This window comes from Sphingomonas panacisoli (assembly GCF_007859635.1).
GTDB classification, from domain to species: domain Bacteria; phylum Pseudomonadota; class Alphaproteobacteria; order Sphingomonadales; family Sphingomonadaceae; genus Sphingomonas; species Sphingomonas panacisoli.
Genome location: NZ_CP042306.1, coordinates 1,547,153 through 1,565,185, shown reverse-complemented (window position 1 = coordinate 1,565,185; position 18,033 = coordinate 1,547,153). Strand labels below are relative to the sequence as shown.

Sequence of the window (18,033 nt, the reverse complement as noted above, 5' to 3'; positions counted from 1 at the left end):
ACGGCCTATAAGGTACTGACCGACGATGAGATGCGCGCCCTCGAAGCGGATCGCTTCGAGGGCGCGCCGATCGACCGGGCGGATGGGTACATCCATCTGTCGACCACCGCGCAGCTGACCGAAACCGTCGATAAGCATTTCGCCGGCCAGGACGATCTGTGGGTCGCGGCGATCGACCTCGACGCGCTCGGCGGCGCGGTGAAGTGGGAGGAATCGCGCGGCGGCCAGCTCTTCCCGCACATCTACGGGCGAATGCCGTTGGAAGTCGTGATCGCCTACAGCCCGCTGGAACGCCGCGAAGACGGCACGGTGAAGCTGCCGATCACGGGATGAGATCGACGACCTCAGCGCCCTCGCCTTCCTCGCGCAGCAACATGGTGCGATGGCAATATTGCGGGTCGCGTTCGAAGCAAAGCAGCGCCGATTTCTTGTCGGCCGCCAGCGCGCGCATCTTCGCCGCTTCGGCTTGTGCTTCGGGCAGGTTCAGCTGGCCGGCATAGACGGTCTCCATCGTTCGCCAATCGCCCTTTTTCGCGGCGTCACGGCCCGGCTTGGGCGTGCCGAGCGCTTTCAGATGGACGTAGTCGATCCCGGCATCCTTCAACGTCGCCGCGAGCGAATTCTTCGAAAAGCCCGGCCGGCGCGACAGCGGCAGCGCGCGGACGTCGATGACTTGCTCCACGCCCGCCGCCTTCAGGGCAGCGAGAAACGCCTCCATCGTCGTGCCTTCATAGCCGATGGTGAAGATCGTCATTGTCTTTCCAGCGCAGGATGGTGGTGACGGCGCCCCAGGCGACCAGCGACTGGCCCAGGAAGTAGAGCGGCCAGATCAACATACCGGGCAGCGGCGACGTCGCGAGCGGCCCGATCTTCGCGAAGATCAGCAAGTCCGACGCCGCGAACATCACCGCGCCGAGTCCGACGCGGTAGCGCGGGAAACTGCTCGCCCATGCGCTCCCCGCCATCGCCCCCAATCCGAGGGCGTAGACCGCGACCAGCGGCTGGCGCGTCAACAGGAAAGCGATCACCGGAATGCCGATCGCCAGCACGACGGCGAGCATCGTCTGGCTGCCCGACCGCGCTAAACGACGGTGGCGCAGATATAGCGTGGCCGCGGCGAGATGGCCGGCCAGGAACGCCCCGCCGCCGATCGCCTGGCTACGCTCAAGCAGCACGTCTCCCAGTGCGCCGAACACCATGACGACAGTGATCAGCCACCCATCGCCATTGCGCGCATTCATCGCCGCCCACAACGCGAGCAACGCGACACAAGCGCCCTTCCAAGCCACCCATGCGATACCTTCATCGACATGGGTGCGACCGATCCAGAAGCTCACGCCGGCGAGCAGCGCGGCGGCGAGGATCAGAGGGTAACGGGGTGCGGTCGGCGTCATCAGCGCAGGTTGGTCCATCGACTTGGCCGCCGCAACCCCCGATCGGTCCTGCTTGACTCTGCATCGTGCAACAGTTATTTCTGGAATTACAGAAAGAGACGATATGACCGTGATCGATCACCCCGACGCCAAGGCTTTCATCCTTCATTGGGGAGAGATGGGGACGCATTGGGGGGTCAATCGGTCGGTCGCGCAAGTCCACGCTCTGCTCTACCTCTCCGACCGCCCGCTCGACGCCGACACGATCGTCACCGCGCTCGGCTTGGCCCGCTCCAACGTGTCGACCGCGCTCAAGGAATTGCAGGCGTACATGATCGTGCGCCGCGTGCATGTCGAAGGCGATCGCCGCGACCATTTCGTCGCGGAGACCGACCTGTGGGAAATGCTGATGCGCATCTCCGCCGAGCGCAAACGCCGCGAGGTCGATCCGACGATCGCGCTGCTCGCCGAACTGTCCGAACGTCTCGGTGCCGACAAGACTGCCCCCGCGCATGTCCGCGAGCGGATCGGCCGGATGTACGAGTTCATCTGGACGCTGTCGTCCTGGTACGATCAGGTCCGCGTCCTGCCCAAACCGACCCTCGTCGCGCTAATGAAGCTCGGGAGTAAAGTCGCCAAGCTGATCCCCGGCCGCAAATCCAAATCGAAGGATTGAGGGCCGGTACGATGACCCACCCCGCCCTCTTGTCGCCTGCGGCGATGCAGATCGTCGATTGGCTGGGGGAGGTCGGGCCACGCTGGGGATTACCGGCCGACGCCTGCCGCGTTCATGCGTGCCTCTTCCTGATCGATCGTCCTGCTGCCGAGCCCGAGATCGGCGAAGCGCTCAGGCTGACCTCCGATCGAACGCGGGAAGCTCTCGATTGGTTGAGGTCTCAAGGCCAAGCCGAACGGCAGGTCGGCGGCTGGCGGACGGGCACGGACCCCTGGCTGTTGATGCTGAAATCGCTCGAAACGCGGCGCGCACAAGAGCTCGCCGCCGCGCGACCCGTGATCGACCGCTGGCAGCGCGAGGGCGGCACCGACAACACCGTCGTGCGGCGCCAGGCAGGTCAACTGTTTGCGTTGGTGGAAGACATCGCCGCGATCGACGCGGGGAGCCGATTCATCTCGGCCACGACCGCGCGTCGGCTGATCGGGCTCGGCGGTCGCACGGCCCGCTTTCTTGACAGGACAATCGGCACAAGGACGAAGAGATGAGCGAAGCAGGCGGTGCGGCCAATGGCGCGTTCAAGGTCAATTCGCTGACCGGGCTCGACAAGGCCGATGCGGTCGTGGGGACGGTGCGATGGGACGCCGCGCGATCGATCTGGAACATGACCATGCTCGGCGCGGCGCTGATCTTAGGACCGCTAACGTTCAGCTGGAGCGCGTTCGCGGTATTCCTGGTGACAGCGGGCGTAAGTTTGTGCGCCGGCCACTCGGTCGGTTTTCATCGTCGGCTGATCCATCGCAGCTTCGACTGCCCGAAATGGCTGGAACGCGTCCTGGTCTGGTTCGGGACGGCTGTGGGCATGGGCGGGCCGATCTGGACCATCCGCCTGCACGACAGTCGTGACTGGGCGCAGCGTCAGCCGGATTGCCACTGGTTTCTGCGTCACGCCAAGCCGCTACTGGTCGACGGGTTCTATTACCTCAACTTCCGGCTCGAGCTGGCAGCACCGCCCGGCTTCGATCCCGGCCCCGGTATCGCGGACGATCGCTTTTACCGCTTCCTCGACCGCTACTGGATGTGGCAGCAACTCCCGATCGCGATCATCCTTTACGCGATCGGCGGCTGGCCGTGGGTAATCTGGGGCATCTGCGTGCGCGTCGCCGCCTGCACCACGATGCACTGGTTCATTTCCCATTTCGCCCACACGCGGGGGCCACAGGACTGGACAGTGGATGGCGCCGTGATCCAGGCATACAACGTGCCGCTACTGGCGATCCCGACGATGGGCGAAAGCTGGCACAGCAACCACCACGCCTTTCCGGCCTCGGCACGGCACGGACTCTACCCCGGCCAGATCGACCTCGGCTACCGTTTCATCCAATTGCTAGAGCTGCTAAGTCTAGCGCGCAACGTCAACATACCAGCGCACTTGCCGCCGCGACCAGGGATCACACCGCTCACCGCGCGCGCCCTCAGCGTCGCTGCGCCCGGCCAAAGCGAGCTTTCACATCGCCAGGCCGGGACAGACGATCAGGGTTGATAGCCGGTCTTACGCGAGCTCGCCCTCGAGCCACGCCTTGATCCGGCCCTTGGGCTCGGCGCCGACCTTGGTCGCGGCGGGCGCGCCGCCCTTGAACAGGATCATCGTCGGGATCCCGCGCACGCCATACTTGGCCGGCGCATCGGGATGATCGTCGATGTTGAGCTTCGCGATCGTCACTTGGTCGCCCAGTTCGTCAGCAATCTCTTCCAGGCTCGGACCGATCATCTTGCACGGGCCGCACCATTCGGCCCAGAAATCGACCAGCACCGGCTTGTCGGCATTGAGCACGTCGTTCTGAAAGCTGTCGTCGGTAATCGCCACGGTACCCATCGGGGAATCTCCTTCGCGGCTGAATGTAGTATCGGCGGTCGCGTTGCTCAACGACCTTACGCCAAGCTTTGCTCCGTCGTGGCCAAGCGCGGCTTGTGCGCGCCGAGCAAGTCCGGCGGCAGGTCGAACAGGCGCGGGCTGGCCGTGTAGAGCAACGCCGCCTCGATCGCGCGACCGGGAAAGATCACCCGCAGCGCCTCGGCATAAGCGGACATCTGGCGCAGGTGGAATTCCGGCACCTCTTCGAGCGACAACGGCACGCGGCGGCCGGTCTTGAAATCGACCACGCGGACGCGATCCGGCTCGACTAGCAAGCGATCGACGGTGCCGGCGATGACGTGACCGCTACGCAGCACCGCGGAGATCGGCGCTTCGCCCAGCGAGTCGGGGCCGAACAGCGCCGCATGGGCGGGATCGGCAATGATGTTGCAAACGGTCGCGGTCATGTCCGCTCGGACTTCGGAATCGGTGATGCCGCCCACCGTGGCCAGCCATCTGTCGGCGGCGACCGTGCGTACATCCGGCGCGACCGCCGGCAAGCGCTCGAACAGCGCGTGGATCAACCGCCCGCGCTCGGCGGCGGTGCGCATCGCCGGCGTCGGCGGCGGATCGGGTACGTCGTCCTCGCCGATCGACGACGGGGCGAGCGGCCGGGGCGGACGCGCCTCCTGCGGCGCTGGTTGGCGCGCCCATGTCGGGAGATCGACGCGTGCGACGGCGGTCTCCGCCCTGGATGAGAGCGCGGCCGGAAGCTGTGGCTCGACACCCGCGAACGATCGCCGCGCCGTCGCCGTTTCGCCAGCCCCGAGCGTCGTCAACGCGGCGTCGGCAACGGCATACCAGCTATTGTCCGACGGCACGCCATTGGCGCGTGGGCCGAGCGCCCCGGCAATCTCCAACCGTTCCTCCGCCCGCGTCGCGGCGACGTAGAACAGCCGCCAATGCTCGGCGAGTTCGCGCCGGTCAGCCTCGTCGATCGCCTCCGCCAGCAGGCCCGATCGCTGATCCTTCTTGGGCCGGAAGATCGGCAATTTTACGCTCTCCGCCACTTCCCATTCCATCGTCGATCGCGGCCGCGATTCGGGATCGGCGGTGGCATCGGCCAGGATCACGAGCGGCGCCTGCAATCCCTTGGCGCCATGCGCGGTCATGACGCGCACGGCATCGAGCGGCGCCGAGGGATCGCGCACGATCTCGACATCGCCGCGATCGAACCAGTCGAGGAAGCGTTGCAGCGACGGGATCGCGACGCGTTCGAACTCGAGTGCAGCGTTGAGCAATTCGTCGATCGGATCGCGCGCTTCTTGCCCGAGTCGCCGAAGCAACTTTCGCCGTCCATCGAGGGTGCCGGTCAGCAGTTCCTCGAGGAACACATAGGGCGTCGTGAAGTCCGCTCGCCGCAGCATCGCGTTGAGCGGATCGAGCCGTTCGGGCGGTTGCGTCGCCTGAAGGTGCTGCCACAACCCACCGCGTCGCTTCATCGCGGCGTACATCAGCTCGTCCTGGCTCCACCCGATCAACGGCGAAACCAGCAAACTGGCGAGCGCGAGATCGTCGCGCGGTTGCAGCACGAAGCGAATCGCGGCGAGCAGGTCCTGTACCGCGAGCGGCGCCGTAAGCCGCAGCCGATCGACCCCCGCCACCGGCACGCCCTCGGCGTAAAGCCGCGCGACGATCAGGGACGCGAGCTCGCCGCGCCGCTTGACCAATATCATCACGTCCTCGGGCCGCAGCGGCCGCCCCTTGCTCTCCAGCATGACGCCGTCGTCGATCCACGCCCTCACCTGTCGCGCGATCCGCATGGCGTGCGTGCGGACGGCATCGGCGACCCAGCCCTCCTCGCCTTCGTCGTCGCCCTGATCGGCGAGTGTGGGCGACCAAAGATTGACTTGGCCGGCGCCGGCGACCTTGCTGGCGTGCTTCTCCAGGTTGACGGCGCCGAGGCCAGGCTCGGGCAGCACCCCGATCGCCGCATCGACGAACTCCAGGATCGGCGCGGTCGAGCGAAACGAGGCGGTCAGCGACAGTTGCTCGAACGGAATCGGATCGACTTCGGGCAGGTCGCTCGCGACCTCCGCACGCTGGCGGAACGATTGCTCGGCGGCGCTAAAGAAGATCGGGTCGGTGCCCTGGAACCCGAAAATCGCCTGCTTGTGGTCGCCGACGGTGAACAAGGTCCGCACCTTGCGGTCCTTCGCGCCCGCGCCCGCGAAGAAATCTTCCACCACCGCGTTGACGATCTGCCACTGCTTGAGATTGGTGTCTTGTGCTTCGTCGATCAGGACATGGTCGGTCGCCTGGTCGAGCTTGTAGCGCACCCAATCGCCCATGCCGGGCTGTCCCAGCAGTTCCACGGTCGCACGGATCAAATCGTCGAAATCGACCGCGCCGGCGCGGCGCTTCGCAGCGCGATACGCCTCGGCATAGTCGCGTCCGACGACCAGTCCCTGCGCGAGCAAGTCGGCATAAGCAGCACGCGTCCGTAGCGCGAGCAACGCGGCGCATTCGTCGTAGAACGCCGTCGCGGTCGGCGGGTAGTCGGGATCCTGCGGTGCCTGCCCTTTGACGAACGACCGGATATCGCCGTCGGCCTTGGCCCAGACGCGGTGCAGCGTTTCCAGCCCGGCCACGCGCTCGACCGGCGACAGTTCGAGCCAGTCGCGGACCAGGCCGGCGCGCTCCAGTCCGCCCTTTGTGCCCCAAGCTAGATTGAAGTCATGAACGACACGCAACCCTTCCTCGTCGATCGCCGCGCAGCCTTGCGCGATCTCGTCCTCGATATCACCGGTCGGTAAGTCGAGCGCGCGGCGGATGAACGGTTGTACGCCCTCGCCCGACGGCAGTGCATTCAGCGCATCAGGCGCCTTGGCGCAGGCCTGAAGGAAACCTTCCGCCCCACCCTCACCCAGCGCCTTGCTCAGCGCACCGATCGCCGCGGTCGGCCCGACACGGCCCTCGCGCTCCGCGTCGACCAGCATTCCGGCGAGCGCTTCGTGCGCCAATTGCGCTTCCTCGCGCGCCTCCAGCGGACGGAACCCCGGGACAAGCCCGGCCTCGACCGGAAACGCCGCGAGCAGCGACTGGCAGAAGCCATGGATCGTCTGGATGCAGATCCCGCCGCCCGGCGCGTCGAGCACCTTGGCGAATAGAGTACGCGCGAGCGCGATCTGCGACGGACTGCCCTTCTCGCCCAGCGCCTGCAGGTCGCTGAAGAGGTCGGTCTCTTTCATCCGCACCCACGCCGCCAGCCGCGCGTTGATCCGCCCGGCCATCTCCGCGGCCCCAGTTTTGGTGAAGGTTAGGCACAGGATCGCGCCGGGATCGGTGCCGCCCAGCAGCAGTCGATAGACGCGCGCCGCCAGCACCTGAGTCTTGCCCGTCCCCGCCGACGCCGCCAACCAGACATGGGTGCGCGGATCGCTCGCCCGCGCCTGTTCCGCGACCAACGGCGGGAGGTTGCCCGCGAGCTTACTCACGGCCGTACCATTCGTCGCGGCGCATCAGCTGATCGTAGTCGGCGTAATTGTCGTATTCGGGGCGCAGCTTGGCGGTGAACGGCTCGGCGCCGGTCAGCCATTTGCCCGCCGCTTTCTCGAAATTGCGCGTGGCGCGGGCGACGAATTCGTCGGCGGGGATTGGATCGCGCTTCTTCGGATCGCACGGACTCTCGACATAGCCGAACCCACCGGTGCGGTAATTGCGCGCGAGCGACCAATATTCGAACCCGGTCGCGGTGCCGGTAACGCCGGCGAATTTGCCGCGTTCGGCAATCAGCCCGAGCAGGCCGAGCTGCAGGCTGAACCCCTCGCGCACCGCGGCGATGCTCGGCGGCTGGCCGGTTTTGTAGTCGACCACGATCAGGCTGCCGTCGTCGTGCCGGTCGATCCGGTCAAAGCGACCGTTGAGTTCGACCCCGAACAGGTCGAGCACCCCGCGCCCTTCGACCGCCAGGATATGCCGCTCGCCACTGCGAGACCCGACCTCGCTCGCGACCCAATCGATCGCCTCGCGCAAGCGCGGACCCCACAGCGCGCGGATCATCGGATGGGTGCGCGGATCGTTTAGCAACTTCTCGACGCGCGGTCGGAGCGCGTCCGGCGCGGCACCATCCTGTTCGAACCAGTCCTGCAGGATCGCGTGGACCTGATTGCCGCGCCATGCCGGGCTGGGGTCGGCATCGACCGGGTCGATCGGCGATACCTTGAGAACCTTGCGCGCGTAGAAAGCGAAGGGGTCGGCCTTGAGCGTATCGACCTCGGTCACCGAAATGCGGTGCGGGCGATCCACGGTTTCAGGGCTCGGCGCGGGGCGATCAGCGGGGATGTGTTCCCCGGGATCGTCGAGCGCGATCGCCCAATCAGCCAGATCGGGCGCATAGTCGAACCGCTCTCCCGCCAACGCCTCAAGCCGTAGCCAGAACCGTGACGCCAGAGTCGGCGAACGCCCGTCGCGCCGCGCGCGGGTGATCAACACTTGCGGTGCGCCGAGCGCGTTGGCGAAATCGTGCGCGGCGACGCCGACATTGCGCTCCAACCCCGGCAAGCCGAGTTCGGCACGGATGCGCGGCGCGAGCCACGGATCGGGTTGCGCGATCGCCGGCCACGTGCCTTCGTTGAGCCCACCGAGGATCATCAGGTCGGCTGTCTGCAGCCGCGCCTCGATCAAGCCGTAGATCGCGAGTCGCGGATGCCCGCCCTGCGGCGGCCGTACTGCGATTTCCTCCATCAGTGTGCGGAGTAGCGGCGCGACGCTGGCGGGATCGGCGGTCGGCGGGCCATTAGCCGCTTCGACTTCCAGATCCGCCAGTAATTCCGCCGCCGCGCGACCAGCCGGACCCGCCCACAGCATATCGCCGCACAACGCCTGCGCCGTTTCGCGCAACGCTGCGATCATCGCCGCCAAGGGCTGCTCACCGCCGCCGAAACACTTTTCGATCGGTTCGAGTAGTGAACGGATATCGGGCCAGATCAGCAACGCCGCGGCGCGGATATCGGCCTCGCGCTCGTCACCCTCCCGAAGATGCGCGTCGACTCCGTTGAGACCGGGCGCCGGGCGCGGCCCCCGCAGCGCCCGATCCAGTGCCCGCACGCCATCGAGCCATAAGGTGCGCGGCGGGCCGTTCTGCACCAGCGGATGCTTGAGCAACGCGAGCAACGCCTGCGGTGCGAAATCCTGCGCCGCGGCTTCCGCCAATACGGTCAGCAACGTGCCCGGCGCGCGCGTCGCCAGCGGGCGGCCGGCGGTGTCGTCGATCGCTATGTCCCAGCGTGCGCAATGCGCCGCGACGCGTTCGGCCAACGCGCGGTCGGGCGTGACCAGCGCCGCCGTCCGGCCCGGCGTCTCCAGCGCCTCACGAAGCGTCAACGCGATCGCCTGGGCCTCGTCCGCCACCGTCGCCAGTTCGACCGCGCGGATTCCCGCCAACCGCCGCCGATCGGCGTCGAGCGTCGTCCACTTGCCCGTAAAATCGGCCGGCGCCAGCGCGTTGGCGATCGCTCGTCCGCGCGCCAGCGACGCATCATGGTCCGACCCCGCCGGCCATTGCCGCACCTCGCCCCGCCCTGCGCCGATCCGGTCGAGCAGCAGCTTCAGCTGGAACTGCGGATGCGTTTCGACCGATCGCGTGCGAGAGCCCGTATCGGGGTCGGGCTTGTGCGGTCCGAGCGCATCCCACTCCTCCTCGGGCATTTCGAGCGCGAGATCCTGGAAGATCACCGTGCCATTGGCCAGTCCGGCCACGCACCGCAGCAGGGCAGCGACCGCCGGAGCCGGATCGCTGATGCCGGCCGCACAAACGAACCCCGACGGCGGCGCATCCTTCCACCGCGCCGCCAGCCGCCGCAGCATCCGCGCACGGCGATCCGCTGCGTCGATCGCGCCGATCCGGGCCAGTTCGGCCGGCCACCGCTCGATCACCAGCTCGAACATTTCGCGCGCGCGATCCCAATGCTCGGACAACGCCTCGGTCAGCTCGATCGCGCGGAGTTTTCGTGGATCGACCTCTTCGACCAGCAATTGATCGAGCGTCCGCGCCAGCGCTCCGGCCAGCCGCACCGCTTCGTCCGCCGTCACCGGATCGCCCGCCCGCCGGCGCGCTTCCCCGACCAGCCGCGCCAGGATCATCCGCCGGGCCAGCGGATCGACCGCGGGCGGCAGCGGCGTGTCCCCATCGGCCGGATCGAGCATCGCCCCCGCCGCCTCGTCGAGCGACGGATCGCCGATCGTCACCAATCGCGGCAGCAACAGCCCGCCGCCGCTCGCACGCACAAACGCATCCTGCACCGCGCGCCGGCCGCGATTGTTGGGGAGCAGCACGATCCCGCGCGCCAGCCGCAGCGGATCGTCGCCGTATCGCTTCATCAATCCCGCGACGAGCGAGTCCGCGAACGCGCGCTGCGCAGGGATTGTGTAGAGCGCGAGGCGCTCAAGCATCGATCAGCAGAGCCTCGGTCCTGGCGATGGCGGGCGGCGATCCGACATCGAACCACAATCCCTGATGCACGAAGGCGTAGGCTCGTCCCGCCTCGATCGCGCGCTCCCAGAACACCATCGTCGAGAACGGCCCCTCCGGCCAGTCGCGGATGACGCGCGGCGACAGGATTTGGACGCCGGTATAGACGAACGGCGCGACGCGGCCCGGCTTGCGGCGACCGGTGATCTTGCCTTGCGGGTCGAGGTGAAAGTCGCCGCGCCCGGGATGGTTGTGCGCGCGGGCATAGGGGACCACCAGCAGCAGCGCGTCCATCTCGGCATCGTCCCAGCGCGCCGCCAGCAGCTTGATCGAATCGGCCGGCCCGTCGATCCACAGATTGTCGGCATTGACGCACAGGAACGGCTGGTCGCCGATCATCTCGCGCGCTTTCACCAGGCCGCCGCCGGTTTCCATCAACCGATCACGCTCGTCGGACACGATGATGTCGATGTCCTTCACGTGCGCCTTCAGATGAGCTTCGAGCGCGTCGGCGAGATAGTGCACATTGACCACCGCGCGTTTGATGCCCGCGGCACGCAACCGGTCGAACACATGGTCGAGCAAAGCCTTGCCCGCGACCGGGATCAACGGCTTCGGTCGCGTCGCGGTCAGCGGGCGCATGCGCTTTCCGAGTCCCGCCGCCATCACCATTGCGGTCTCCGGCACCGCGCCGCCGGGGTCGGGACGGATCGCCAGCGTGCGCTTCTGCTTCATGCGCCGGCAATCTCCATCGGGTCGCCGCGTTTGTCGGGCGGGATGTTGGTGTCGAACCACGCCTTGACCGGCGCGAGCGCCGGATGCCGCAGGTCGGCATTGAGATAGCGCCACACGCGCGGGCAGAGAGCCGGGTAGCGCGGTTTGCCGTCGCGCTGCCACAGCCGAGTGAAGATGCCGACGATCTTCGCGTTCCGCTGCGCGCCGAGCACGTGATAGGCCGCATCGAAATCGTCGCCGACGCCGGTGATACGCCGATAGCGGTCGAGCATCGCCGCCTCGATCGCCGGCTCGACATCGCGTCGCGCGTCCTGCAGCAAAGACACGAGGTCGTAGGCTGGATGCCCCGCCGCCGCGTCCTGGAAATCGAGCAGCCCGAGCGCCTCGGTCCCGCCGATCAGCATCAGGTTTTCGGCGTGATAATCGCGCAGCACCGTCACCGGCTCGGGCGCGAGCGCAGTTTCGAACACCGCATCCCACGCCGCGTGATATTCATCCATGCTGACGTCGAGCCCGACCGCGGGGCAATACCATTCGACCAGCAGATCGGCCTCGCGGTGAAGTTCTTTGCGATCGTACGGCTTCCACGGCCCGGCCGGTTCGTCGCGCAGGCGGATCAGGATATCGACCGCCGCCTCGTACAGCCGCAACAGGGATTCGGGGGCGGCATCGACCGTCTCGCGCATTCGCGCGTCGCCGAAGTCCTCGAGCAGCACAAGACCCTGCGTCAGATCGGTGCCGATAATCGCCGGTGCCGGAAAGCCGCGCGTCGTCAGCCATTGCGCGACATCGATGAATGGCCGAGGATCCTCGTGCGGCGGCGGCGCATCCATCAGGATCGCGCTGCGGCCATGGTCGGCCACGCGGAAATAGCGCCGGAACGACGCATCGCCCGCGAGCGGCAGAACGTCGGCATCGCCCCATCCTAACCCTGCAAGGAAAGCGGCGGCGCCCGCCGGCGGATTCATGTCAGGGGCCATCGCCCCTCCCATGCCGCGGGGACCTGAACTGTCAAGACGCGACCGCCATCCGGTGCGAAGTCCAGGCTCAACGCCAGCGCCTCCGGCCAACGCCCGGGTGCGCGTTCGGGCCATTCGATGAGCAGGACGGAATCAGCCTGCGCTTCGTCGAGGCCGAGTTCGTCGATCTCCTGCGGTTCGTCGATCCGATAGAGATCCACATGCATCACCGGGATCCGGGTCTCGGGCGGCGCATATGGCTGGACGATCGCAAAGGTTGGGGACGGCGCTTCCTCGGCCAACCCCAACGCCGCGAGCAACCCGCGCGCGATACTCGTCTTGCCCGCGCCAAGCGGACCCGAGAGCGTGATGACGTCGCCGGGATGGACGGCGGCCGCCAAATGACGACCGAAACTCTCGGTCGCCGCGGGACTCGCGAGCCGCATTAATACCCAGTGATCAACATATCGAGGGCGGCGATCACCACATCATGCTGTTCGACAAGCGACCTGATGCGCTCGCCGATCATCCGGCGTGGAATCGTCGCAGCGCCTTGAGTCGCCATGACCCGGTGCTCGCCGTCGATGTCGAATACCGGATTCAGCCTCGATATGGCGCGCGGCAGGTCGGCAACGGGCAACAACGGCACGACGAACCGGGTGTCGAGATCTGAAAGAACGTCCGATTGGCAATCGAGCAGCAGTTCATCGCTGTCCTTGAGACGGAACACGTCCAAACGCGCCATCAGAAATGACGAAAACGCTCAAGGGGCAAGCCGTTCTCTTCGACATATTTGTTCCAATCCTCGAACGCTTCACGGTTTTCTTCTCTGAAACGGCGCTCGCGCTCCGCCTTCACCTCGCGCGCAACACCTTCTTCGCTGGCGCGCGAAACGTTGATGCCGAGTTCCTTCGCCTCTTCCACCAATTTGGCGTCAAGGGAGACATTTGTGGGCCGGCGGAACGGTGAGCGATTTTCACGAAGAGACGGCATCTCGCACTCCTTATGCGCAAACAATATGCGCATGACCCGCGTCTTGCAATCTATCGCGGCAGCTCGACGGTGATCAGCGTCCCCGCTCCAGGCTCCGACAGTAACTGGATCGTCCCGCCATGCGCCTCGGCGAATTGCTTGGCGAGCGGCAGGCCGAGGCCGAGGGCGCGGCTGTCGTCCTGGACGGCGGGTTCGGCGAAGGGGTCGAACGCGCGCGCGACCGCGGCCTCGTCCATGCCGGCGCCGTCGTCCGACACCACGATCCGCGCGCGTTTCTCGTCGCCGTCGGTGTGGAGCAGCACGCGTCCTTTCTCCCCGACTCCGGCGACTGCGTGGCGCAGCAAATGCTCGGTCATCTCACGCAGCTTCTTGGGGTCGCCTTTGACCATGCCGGTCGACGGCGCGACCTCGATCGCGAAGTCGATCGATTTGCGCTTGGCGGCCGGCGCGACCGATTCGGCGGCGGCCGCGGCGAGGGTTTCGAGATCGACGTCCTGCAGTTCGATCTCGCGCTCGCTTTCGGCCAAGTCGAGCACGTCGTCGACCAATGCGGCCAACCGCGCGGTGGATTCGAGGATCGCATCGACATAGCCGTCGGCCTGTTTGGGCAATTTCCCGGCATAGCCCTCGCCCATCATTTCCGCGAACCCCTGAATCGAGGTCAGCGGCGTGCGCAGTTCGTAACTCATGTTGGCGACGAACGCGGTCTTGATGCGGTCGGCGGCTTCGAGCGCTTCGTTGCGATCGCGCAGCGCCTGTTCGGCGCGCCGACTGTCGGAGATGTCGAGCATCGTGAACAGCGCGTTGCCGTCGGGCAGCGGCACGCCGGCAAACTCGTAGTGACGCCCATCGGCGAACGCGACGCGGCCGCCGCGCTGCGTTCGGCCGACCGCTGCCGAGCGCACCAGTTCGGCGATCACGCTTGCCCGGCTCGGGCTGGCAAGCATTGCGGACCGCTCGCCGACCAGCGCGTCGATGCGCGGGTGGGTCGCCAGAAATTCTTCGTCGAACCCCCAGATCTGGCGAAAGCGGTTGTTCCAGATCTGCAATCGTCCGTCGCCGGCGAACACACCGATCGCTTCGAACAGATTGTCGAACGTCGCGGTGCGCACGCGCAGCAACGTGTCGCGCGCGCTGGCGAGTTGGACCTGTTCGGTGCGATCCTCGAAGATCAGCAGGAGCCCGCCGTCGGGCAACGGATGTCCGACCACGCGCAAGTGCGATCCGCCCGACAGCGTCCAGCTTTCCTCGATCGTGCCCGTCGCCGCCAGGAACCAGTCGCGTCGCTCGGCCTTCCAGCCGGGGAAGTCGCGCACTTCGGGCAAACGCTTGGCCTCGCGCATGCGTTCGAGCACGCGGTCGAATTCGGGGCGGTCGGCCAGCCATTCGCCGCGCATCGCGAACATGCGGATGAACGGTTCGTTGCAGAAGGTCAGCGTGCGGTCGGCGGCGAATTGCGCGACGCCTGCGGACAAGCGATCCAGCATGGCGCGCTGTGCATCGGCGAAGCGCTTGATCCCGCCGCGCGCCTGTTCGAGCTCCTCGATATCGATGGCGAATCCCGCGACACCGCCCGGAGGCGTCGGCAGCGGCACGTCGTGGATCCGCAGCATCTTGCGCGCACCCTCGATCGTCGCGGGCGCGTTGGCGATCGACGGCCGGTCGGTGTCGCGTGCACGACCGGCATTGGCGAGCGGCCCGCCGACGCCCGACCCCTCGATCAACTCGATCCCGCGCCCCACGACGTCGCGCGCATCCCGCCCCTCGACCGCGCGGACATAGGCCGAATTGACCATCGCCAGACGGAGGTCGGGGCCGCGATACCACATCGGTAGCGGCGCCGCTTCGATCAGCCCCTTGAGCGCGCCGAAGGCATCGGTCAGCTGCGCGGTCTGGCCGAGCAGTTCGCCGATCCGCGCCTGGCTTTCGGTCGCGTCGAAGAACCACACGACCACGCCGCCTGCCGCGCGTTGCCCCTGCACGGTCAGCGTACGCGACGATCCCTGCGGCCGGATCGCCAGCGCGAACGGCTCGCCCGCTTTCTGCGCCGCGGTGACGGCGTCGTTGAGCGTCACCGCATCCTCGCTCGTCAGCCCGGCTCCCGGCGTTACCATATCGGCGAGAAAACGCGGCGGCGGCGACAGGCCGATCCAATCCGCCAGCCGGTCGGGCAGTTCGAGCCGACCGTCAGGATGCACGACCATCGCCAGCGCCGGGGCCGACCCCAGCAATGCCGAGAGCTTGTCGTTGTCCGCCGCGGTCGCGCCCGCCGCGGCTTTGGCGCGCAGGCCGGCATAGAGCACCCAGCACGCGCCGACGATCGCCAGCGCAAGTGCCGCTCCAACCAACCCTAGCGCGCTCGTGGTCAGCGCCGCCTCCTTATCCGAACTCTGTTCGGATCAGCGGTAGCACACCTTCTTGACGGTGCTCACCACCTTGTCCGCGGAAAGCAGCGCGAGTTTCTCAAGGTTCGCCGCATATGGCAGCGGCACGTCCTCGTCGGTGACGCGCAGTACCGGCGCGTCGAGATCGTCGAACCCGTCCTCCATCACGAACGCCGCGACTTCCGAAGCGATCGAGCAGGTCGGCCAACCTTCCTCGGCGACGACGATACGGTTGGTCTTGGCGAGCGACTTCAGCACCGTCGCCTTGTCGAGCGGGCGCAGGGTGCGCAGATCGATGACTTCGGCCTCGATCCCTTCCTTGGCCAGTTCGTCCGCAGCCTCCAGACTGACCCCGACGCCGATCGAATAGCTGACGATCGTGACGTCCTTGCCCTCGCGCATGATCCGCGCCTTGCCGATCGGCAGGACGTAATCGTCGAGCGCCGGCACGTCGAAGCTGCGGCCATAGAGCAGTTCGTTTTCGAGGAAGACGACCGGGTCCTCGGTGCGGATCGCGGCCTTCATCAGGCCCTTGGCGTCCGCAGCGTCATAAGGCGCGATCACGATCAGGCCGGGGACGCTGGCATACCAGGGACCGTAATTCTGCGAATGCTGAGCGCCGACCCGGCTCGCGGCGCCGTTGGGACCGCGGAACACGATCGGGCAGCGCATCTGGCCGCCCGACATGTAGTTGGTCTTGGCCGCCGAATTGATGATGTGGTCGATCGCCTGCATCGCGAAGTTGAACGTCATGAACTCGACGATCGGGCGGAGACCACCCATCGCCGCGCCCGTGCCGACACCGGCAAAGCCATATTCGGTGATCGGCGTGTCGATCACGCGCTTCTCGCCGAATTCGTCGAGCAGGCCCTGCGTCACCTTATAGGCGCCCTGATATTGCGCGACCTCTTCGCCCATCACGAAGACGCGCGGGTCCTTGCGCATCTCCTCCGCCATCGCGTCGCGCAGCGCCTCGCGGACGGTCGTCTTGACCATCTCGGTCCCAGCCGGGATCGCCGGGTCGGCGACTTCGGCGTCGTGCTTGGCGGCTTCGAACATCTGCCGCGCACCGGTCTCCACTTTGTGCGGCTCGGGCGTGCCGCTCTCGGCGGCCTGTTCCTTGACCTCGGGTTCCTCGGCCTTCTCGACCTTGGCGGGCGCCGGCGCGGAGGCGTCCTCACCCTCGGCGGCCAGCACCGCGATGATCGCGCCGACCTTCACGTTATCGGTACCCTCGGCCACGACGATCTGGGCGATCGTGCCTTCGTCGACCGCTTCGAACTCCATCGTCGCCTTATCGGTTTCGATCTCGGCCATGATGTCGCCGGACTTGACCGTGTCGCCTTCCTTGACGAGCCACTTGGCGAGCGTGCCCTCTTCCATCGTGGGCGACAGCGCCGGCATCTTGATCTCGATCGGCATCAGTACGACTCCACCAGCACGTCGGTATACAGCTCGCCGGGTTCCGGCTCGGGCGTCTGTTCGGCGAAGTCAGCCGCTTCGTTGACCTGCTTGCGGATTTCCTGCTCGACGGCCTTCAGTTCGTCTTCCTTGACGCCCATCTCCTCGAGCAACTTTTTGGCATGCTCGATCGGGTCGGACTTGTCGCGGACCGCCTGCACCTCGTCCCGGCTGCGATATTTGGCGGGGTCGGACATCGAGTGACCGCGATAGCGATAGGTCTTCATCTCGAGGATCAGCGGTCCCTTGCCCGCGCGCACCCACGCAAGCGCTTCCTCGGCGGCGCCGCGGCACGCCAGCACATCCATGCCGTCGACCTGGATGCCGGGGATGCGGAACGACTCACCACGGCGGTAAAGCTGGTCCTCGGACGAGGCGCGGTTGACGCTGGTGCCCATCGCATACTGGTTGTTCTCGATCACGTAGATAATCGGCAGCTTCCACAGCTCGGCCATGTTGAACGATTCGTAGACCTGGCCCTGGTTCGACGCGCCGTCGCCGAAATAAGCGAGGCAGACGCCGCCATCTTCGCTGTACTTGTGATTGAATGCCAGGCCGGTGCCCAGCGATACCTGCGCGCCGACGATACCGTGCCCGCCGTAGAACTTCTTCTCGGTCGAGAACATGTGCATCGACCCGCCCTTGCCCTTCGAAATGCCGGCGGCGCGGCCGGTCAGCTCGGCCATGATGACCTTGGGGTCGATGCCATAGGCCAGCATGTGGCCGTGATCGCGATAGCCGGTGATCACCGAGTCCTTCTCGCCGTCGAGCGCCGACTGCAGCCCAACCGCGACCGCTTCCTGGCCGATATACAGGTGGCAGAACCCGCCGATGAAGCCGAGCCCGTACAGCTGGCCGGCCTTTTCCTCGAACCGGCGGATCAGCAGCATCTGCTTGTAGAAATCGAGCAGTTCGGCCTTCGACGCCTTGTACGGTTGCGGCTCGTCGGGTCGCTCGCGGTTGGGGGTCGCCGGCGGCGCGGATGCTTTTTTGGCGGGAGCTTTGGCCAAGGGGAAACCTCGTTTCCGTAAGGGGAGATGGCGCGCCTATAGGCCGGGAGCGCGGCGGGTTTCAATCTTGCGCTGCGGCATAGGCGATCAATTCCCCCGCGAAGCTTTGCCATGGTTG

At 66.7% G+C, this 18,033-nt stretch carries 17 protein-coding genes; 4 read left to right on the top strand and 13 right to left on the bottom strand.

Features of this window, described 5'->3' with window-relative positions:
* Positions 1-30 precede the first annotated feature (30 nt).
* Positions 31-333, top strand: coding sequence for a DUF952 domain-containing protein (locus tag FPZ24_RS07985; RefSeq protein ID WP_146574296.1), 303 nt, complete (start codon positions 31-33; stop codon positions 331-333).
* Here the strand turns inward: FPZ24_RS07985 and FPZ24_RS07980 are convergent.
* Positions 323-754, bottom strand: coding sequence for a DUF488 domain-containing protein (locus FPZ24_RS07980; RefSeq protein ID WP_146570858.1), 432 nt, complete (start codon positions 752-754; stop codon positions 323-325). The genes FPZ24_RS07985 and FPZ24_RS07980 overlap by 11 nt on opposite strands.
* Entirely contained in the window at positions 729-1,412 is a 684-nt protein-coding gene (locus tag FPZ24_RS07975) for a lysoplasmalogenase family protein (protein WP_240047665.1), read from the bottom strand. The genes FPZ24_RS07980 and FPZ24_RS07975 overlap by 26 nt, the downstream gene beginning before the upstream one ends.
* An 85-nt stretch (positions 1,413-1,497) precedes the next feature.
* Here FPZ24_RS07975 and FPZ24_RS07970 point away from each other — a divergent pair, with 85 nt between their 5' ends.
* Genes FPZ24_RS07970 through FPZ24_RS07960 form a run of 3 tightly spaced genes read left to right on the top strand, consistent with a single transcriptional unit; the run spans position 1,498 to position 3,589 of the window.
* Positions 1,498-2,049, top strand: a complete 552-nt coding sequence (locus tag FPZ24_RS07970; RefSeq protein WP_146570856.1) for a GbsR/MarR family transcriptional regulator — start codon at positions 1,498-1,500, stop codon at positions 2,047-2,049.
* Positions 2,050-2,060: 11 nt separating this feature from the next.
* On the top strand, positions 2,061-2,594 hold the full coding sequence (locus tag FPZ24_RS07965) for a hypothetical protein (protein WP_146570854.1): 534 nt from the start codon (positions 2,061-2,063) through the stop codon (positions 2,592-2,594).
* Complete coding sequence (locus tag FPZ24_RS07960) at positions 2,591-3,589, top strand: acyl-CoA desaturase (RefSeq protein ID WP_146570852.1); 999 nt, start codon at positions 2,591-2,593, stop codon at positions 3,587-3,589. Before FPZ24_RS07965 ends, FPZ24_RS07960 begins: the two co-directional genes overlap by 4 nt.
* A 9-nt stretch (positions 3,590-3,598) precedes the next feature.
* Here FPZ24_RS07960 and trxA read toward each other — a convergent pair whose 3' ends face one another.
* From trxA to pdhA, 11 genes are read right to left on the bottom strand one after another with little or no spacing between them, the layout of a single operon-like run.
* Positions 3,599-3,922 carry a thioredoxin TrxA gene (gene trxA / locus FPZ24_RS07955; protein ID WP_146570850.1) on the bottom strand — a complete coding sequence of 108 codons (324 nt, stop codon included), beginning with the start codon at positions 3,920-3,922 and terminating at the stop codon, positions 3,599-3,601.
* 56 nt (positions 3,923-3,978) lie between these two features.
* A complete protein-coding gene (addA, locus tag FPZ24_RS07950; RefSeq protein WP_146570848.1) occupies positions 3,979-7,398 on the bottom strand; it encodes a double-strand break repair helicase AddA in 3,420 nt (1,139 codons plus the stop codon).
* The gene (gene addB / locus FPZ24_RS07945) at positions 7,391-10,354 is read right to left on the bottom strand and encodes a double-strand break repair protein AddB (RefSeq protein WP_146570846.1); all 2,964 of its coding nucleotides are present in this window, start codon (positions 10,352-10,354) and stop codon (positions 7,391-7,393) included. The genes addA and addB overlap by 8 nt, the downstream gene beginning before the upstream one ends.
* Positions 10,347-11,108, bottom strand: a complete 762-nt coding sequence (locus FPZ24_RS07940) for a nucleotidyltransferase family protein (RefSeq protein WP_146570844.1) — start codon at positions 11,106-11,108, stop codon at positions 10,347-10,349. The genes addB and FPZ24_RS07940 overlap by 8 nt, the downstream gene beginning before the upstream one ends.
* A complete protein-coding gene (locus tag FPZ24_RS07935; protein WP_186729197.1) occupies positions 11,105-12,076 on the bottom strand; it encodes an aminoglycoside phosphotransferase family protein in 972 nt (323 codons plus the stop codon). Before FPZ24_RS07935 ends, FPZ24_RS07940 begins: the two co-directional genes overlap by 4 nt.
* Positions 12,073-12,513 carry a tRNA (adenosine(37)-N6)-threonylcarbamoyltransferase complex ATPase subunit type 1 TsaE gene (gene tsaE, locus FPZ24_RS07930; protein WP_146570840.1) on the bottom strand — a complete coding sequence of 147 codons (441 nt, stop codon included), beginning with the start codon at positions 12,511-12,513 and terminating at the stop codon, positions 12,073-12,075. Before tsaE ends, FPZ24_RS07935 begins: the two co-directional genes overlap by 4 nt.
* On the bottom strand, positions 12,513-12,797 hold the full coding sequence (locus FPZ24_RS07925; protein ID WP_240047664.1) for a CcdB family protein: 285 nt from the start codon (positions 12,795-12,797) through the stop codon (positions 12,513-12,515). Before FPZ24_RS07925 ends, tsaE begins: the two co-directional genes overlap by 1 nt.
* Positions 12,798-12,811: 14 nt before the next feature.
* Entirely contained in the window at positions 12,812-13,093 is a 282-nt protein-coding gene (locus FPZ24_RS07920) for a type II toxin-antitoxin system CcdA family antitoxin (RefSeq protein ID WP_338061678.1), read from the bottom strand.
* A 17-nt stretch (positions 13,094-13,110) separates the two neighbouring features.
* The gene (locus tag FPZ24_RS07915) at positions 13,111-15,408 is read right to left on the bottom strand and encodes a sensor histidine kinase (protein WP_240047663.1); all 2,298 of its coding nucleotides are present in this window, start codon (positions 15,406-15,408) and stop codon (positions 13,111-13,113) included.
* Positions 15,409-15,459: 51 nt separating this feature from the next.
* On the bottom strand, positions 15,460-16,866 hold the full coding sequence (locus FPZ24_RS07910) for a pyruvate dehydrogenase complex E1 component subunit beta (RefSeq protein ID WP_146570834.1): 1,407 nt from the start codon (positions 16,864-16,866) through the stop codon (positions 15,460-15,462).
* The gene (gene pdhA, locus FPZ24_RS07905; RefSeq protein WP_146570832.1) at positions 16,866-17,915 is read right to left on the bottom strand and encodes a pyruvate dehydrogenase (acetyl-transferring) E1 component subunit alpha; all 1,050 of its coding nucleotides are present in this window, start codon (positions 17,913-17,915) and stop codon (positions 16,866-16,868) included. The genes FPZ24_RS07910 and pdhA overlap by 1 nt, the downstream gene beginning before the upstream one ends.
* Positions 17,916-18,033 lie beyond the last annotated feature (118 nt).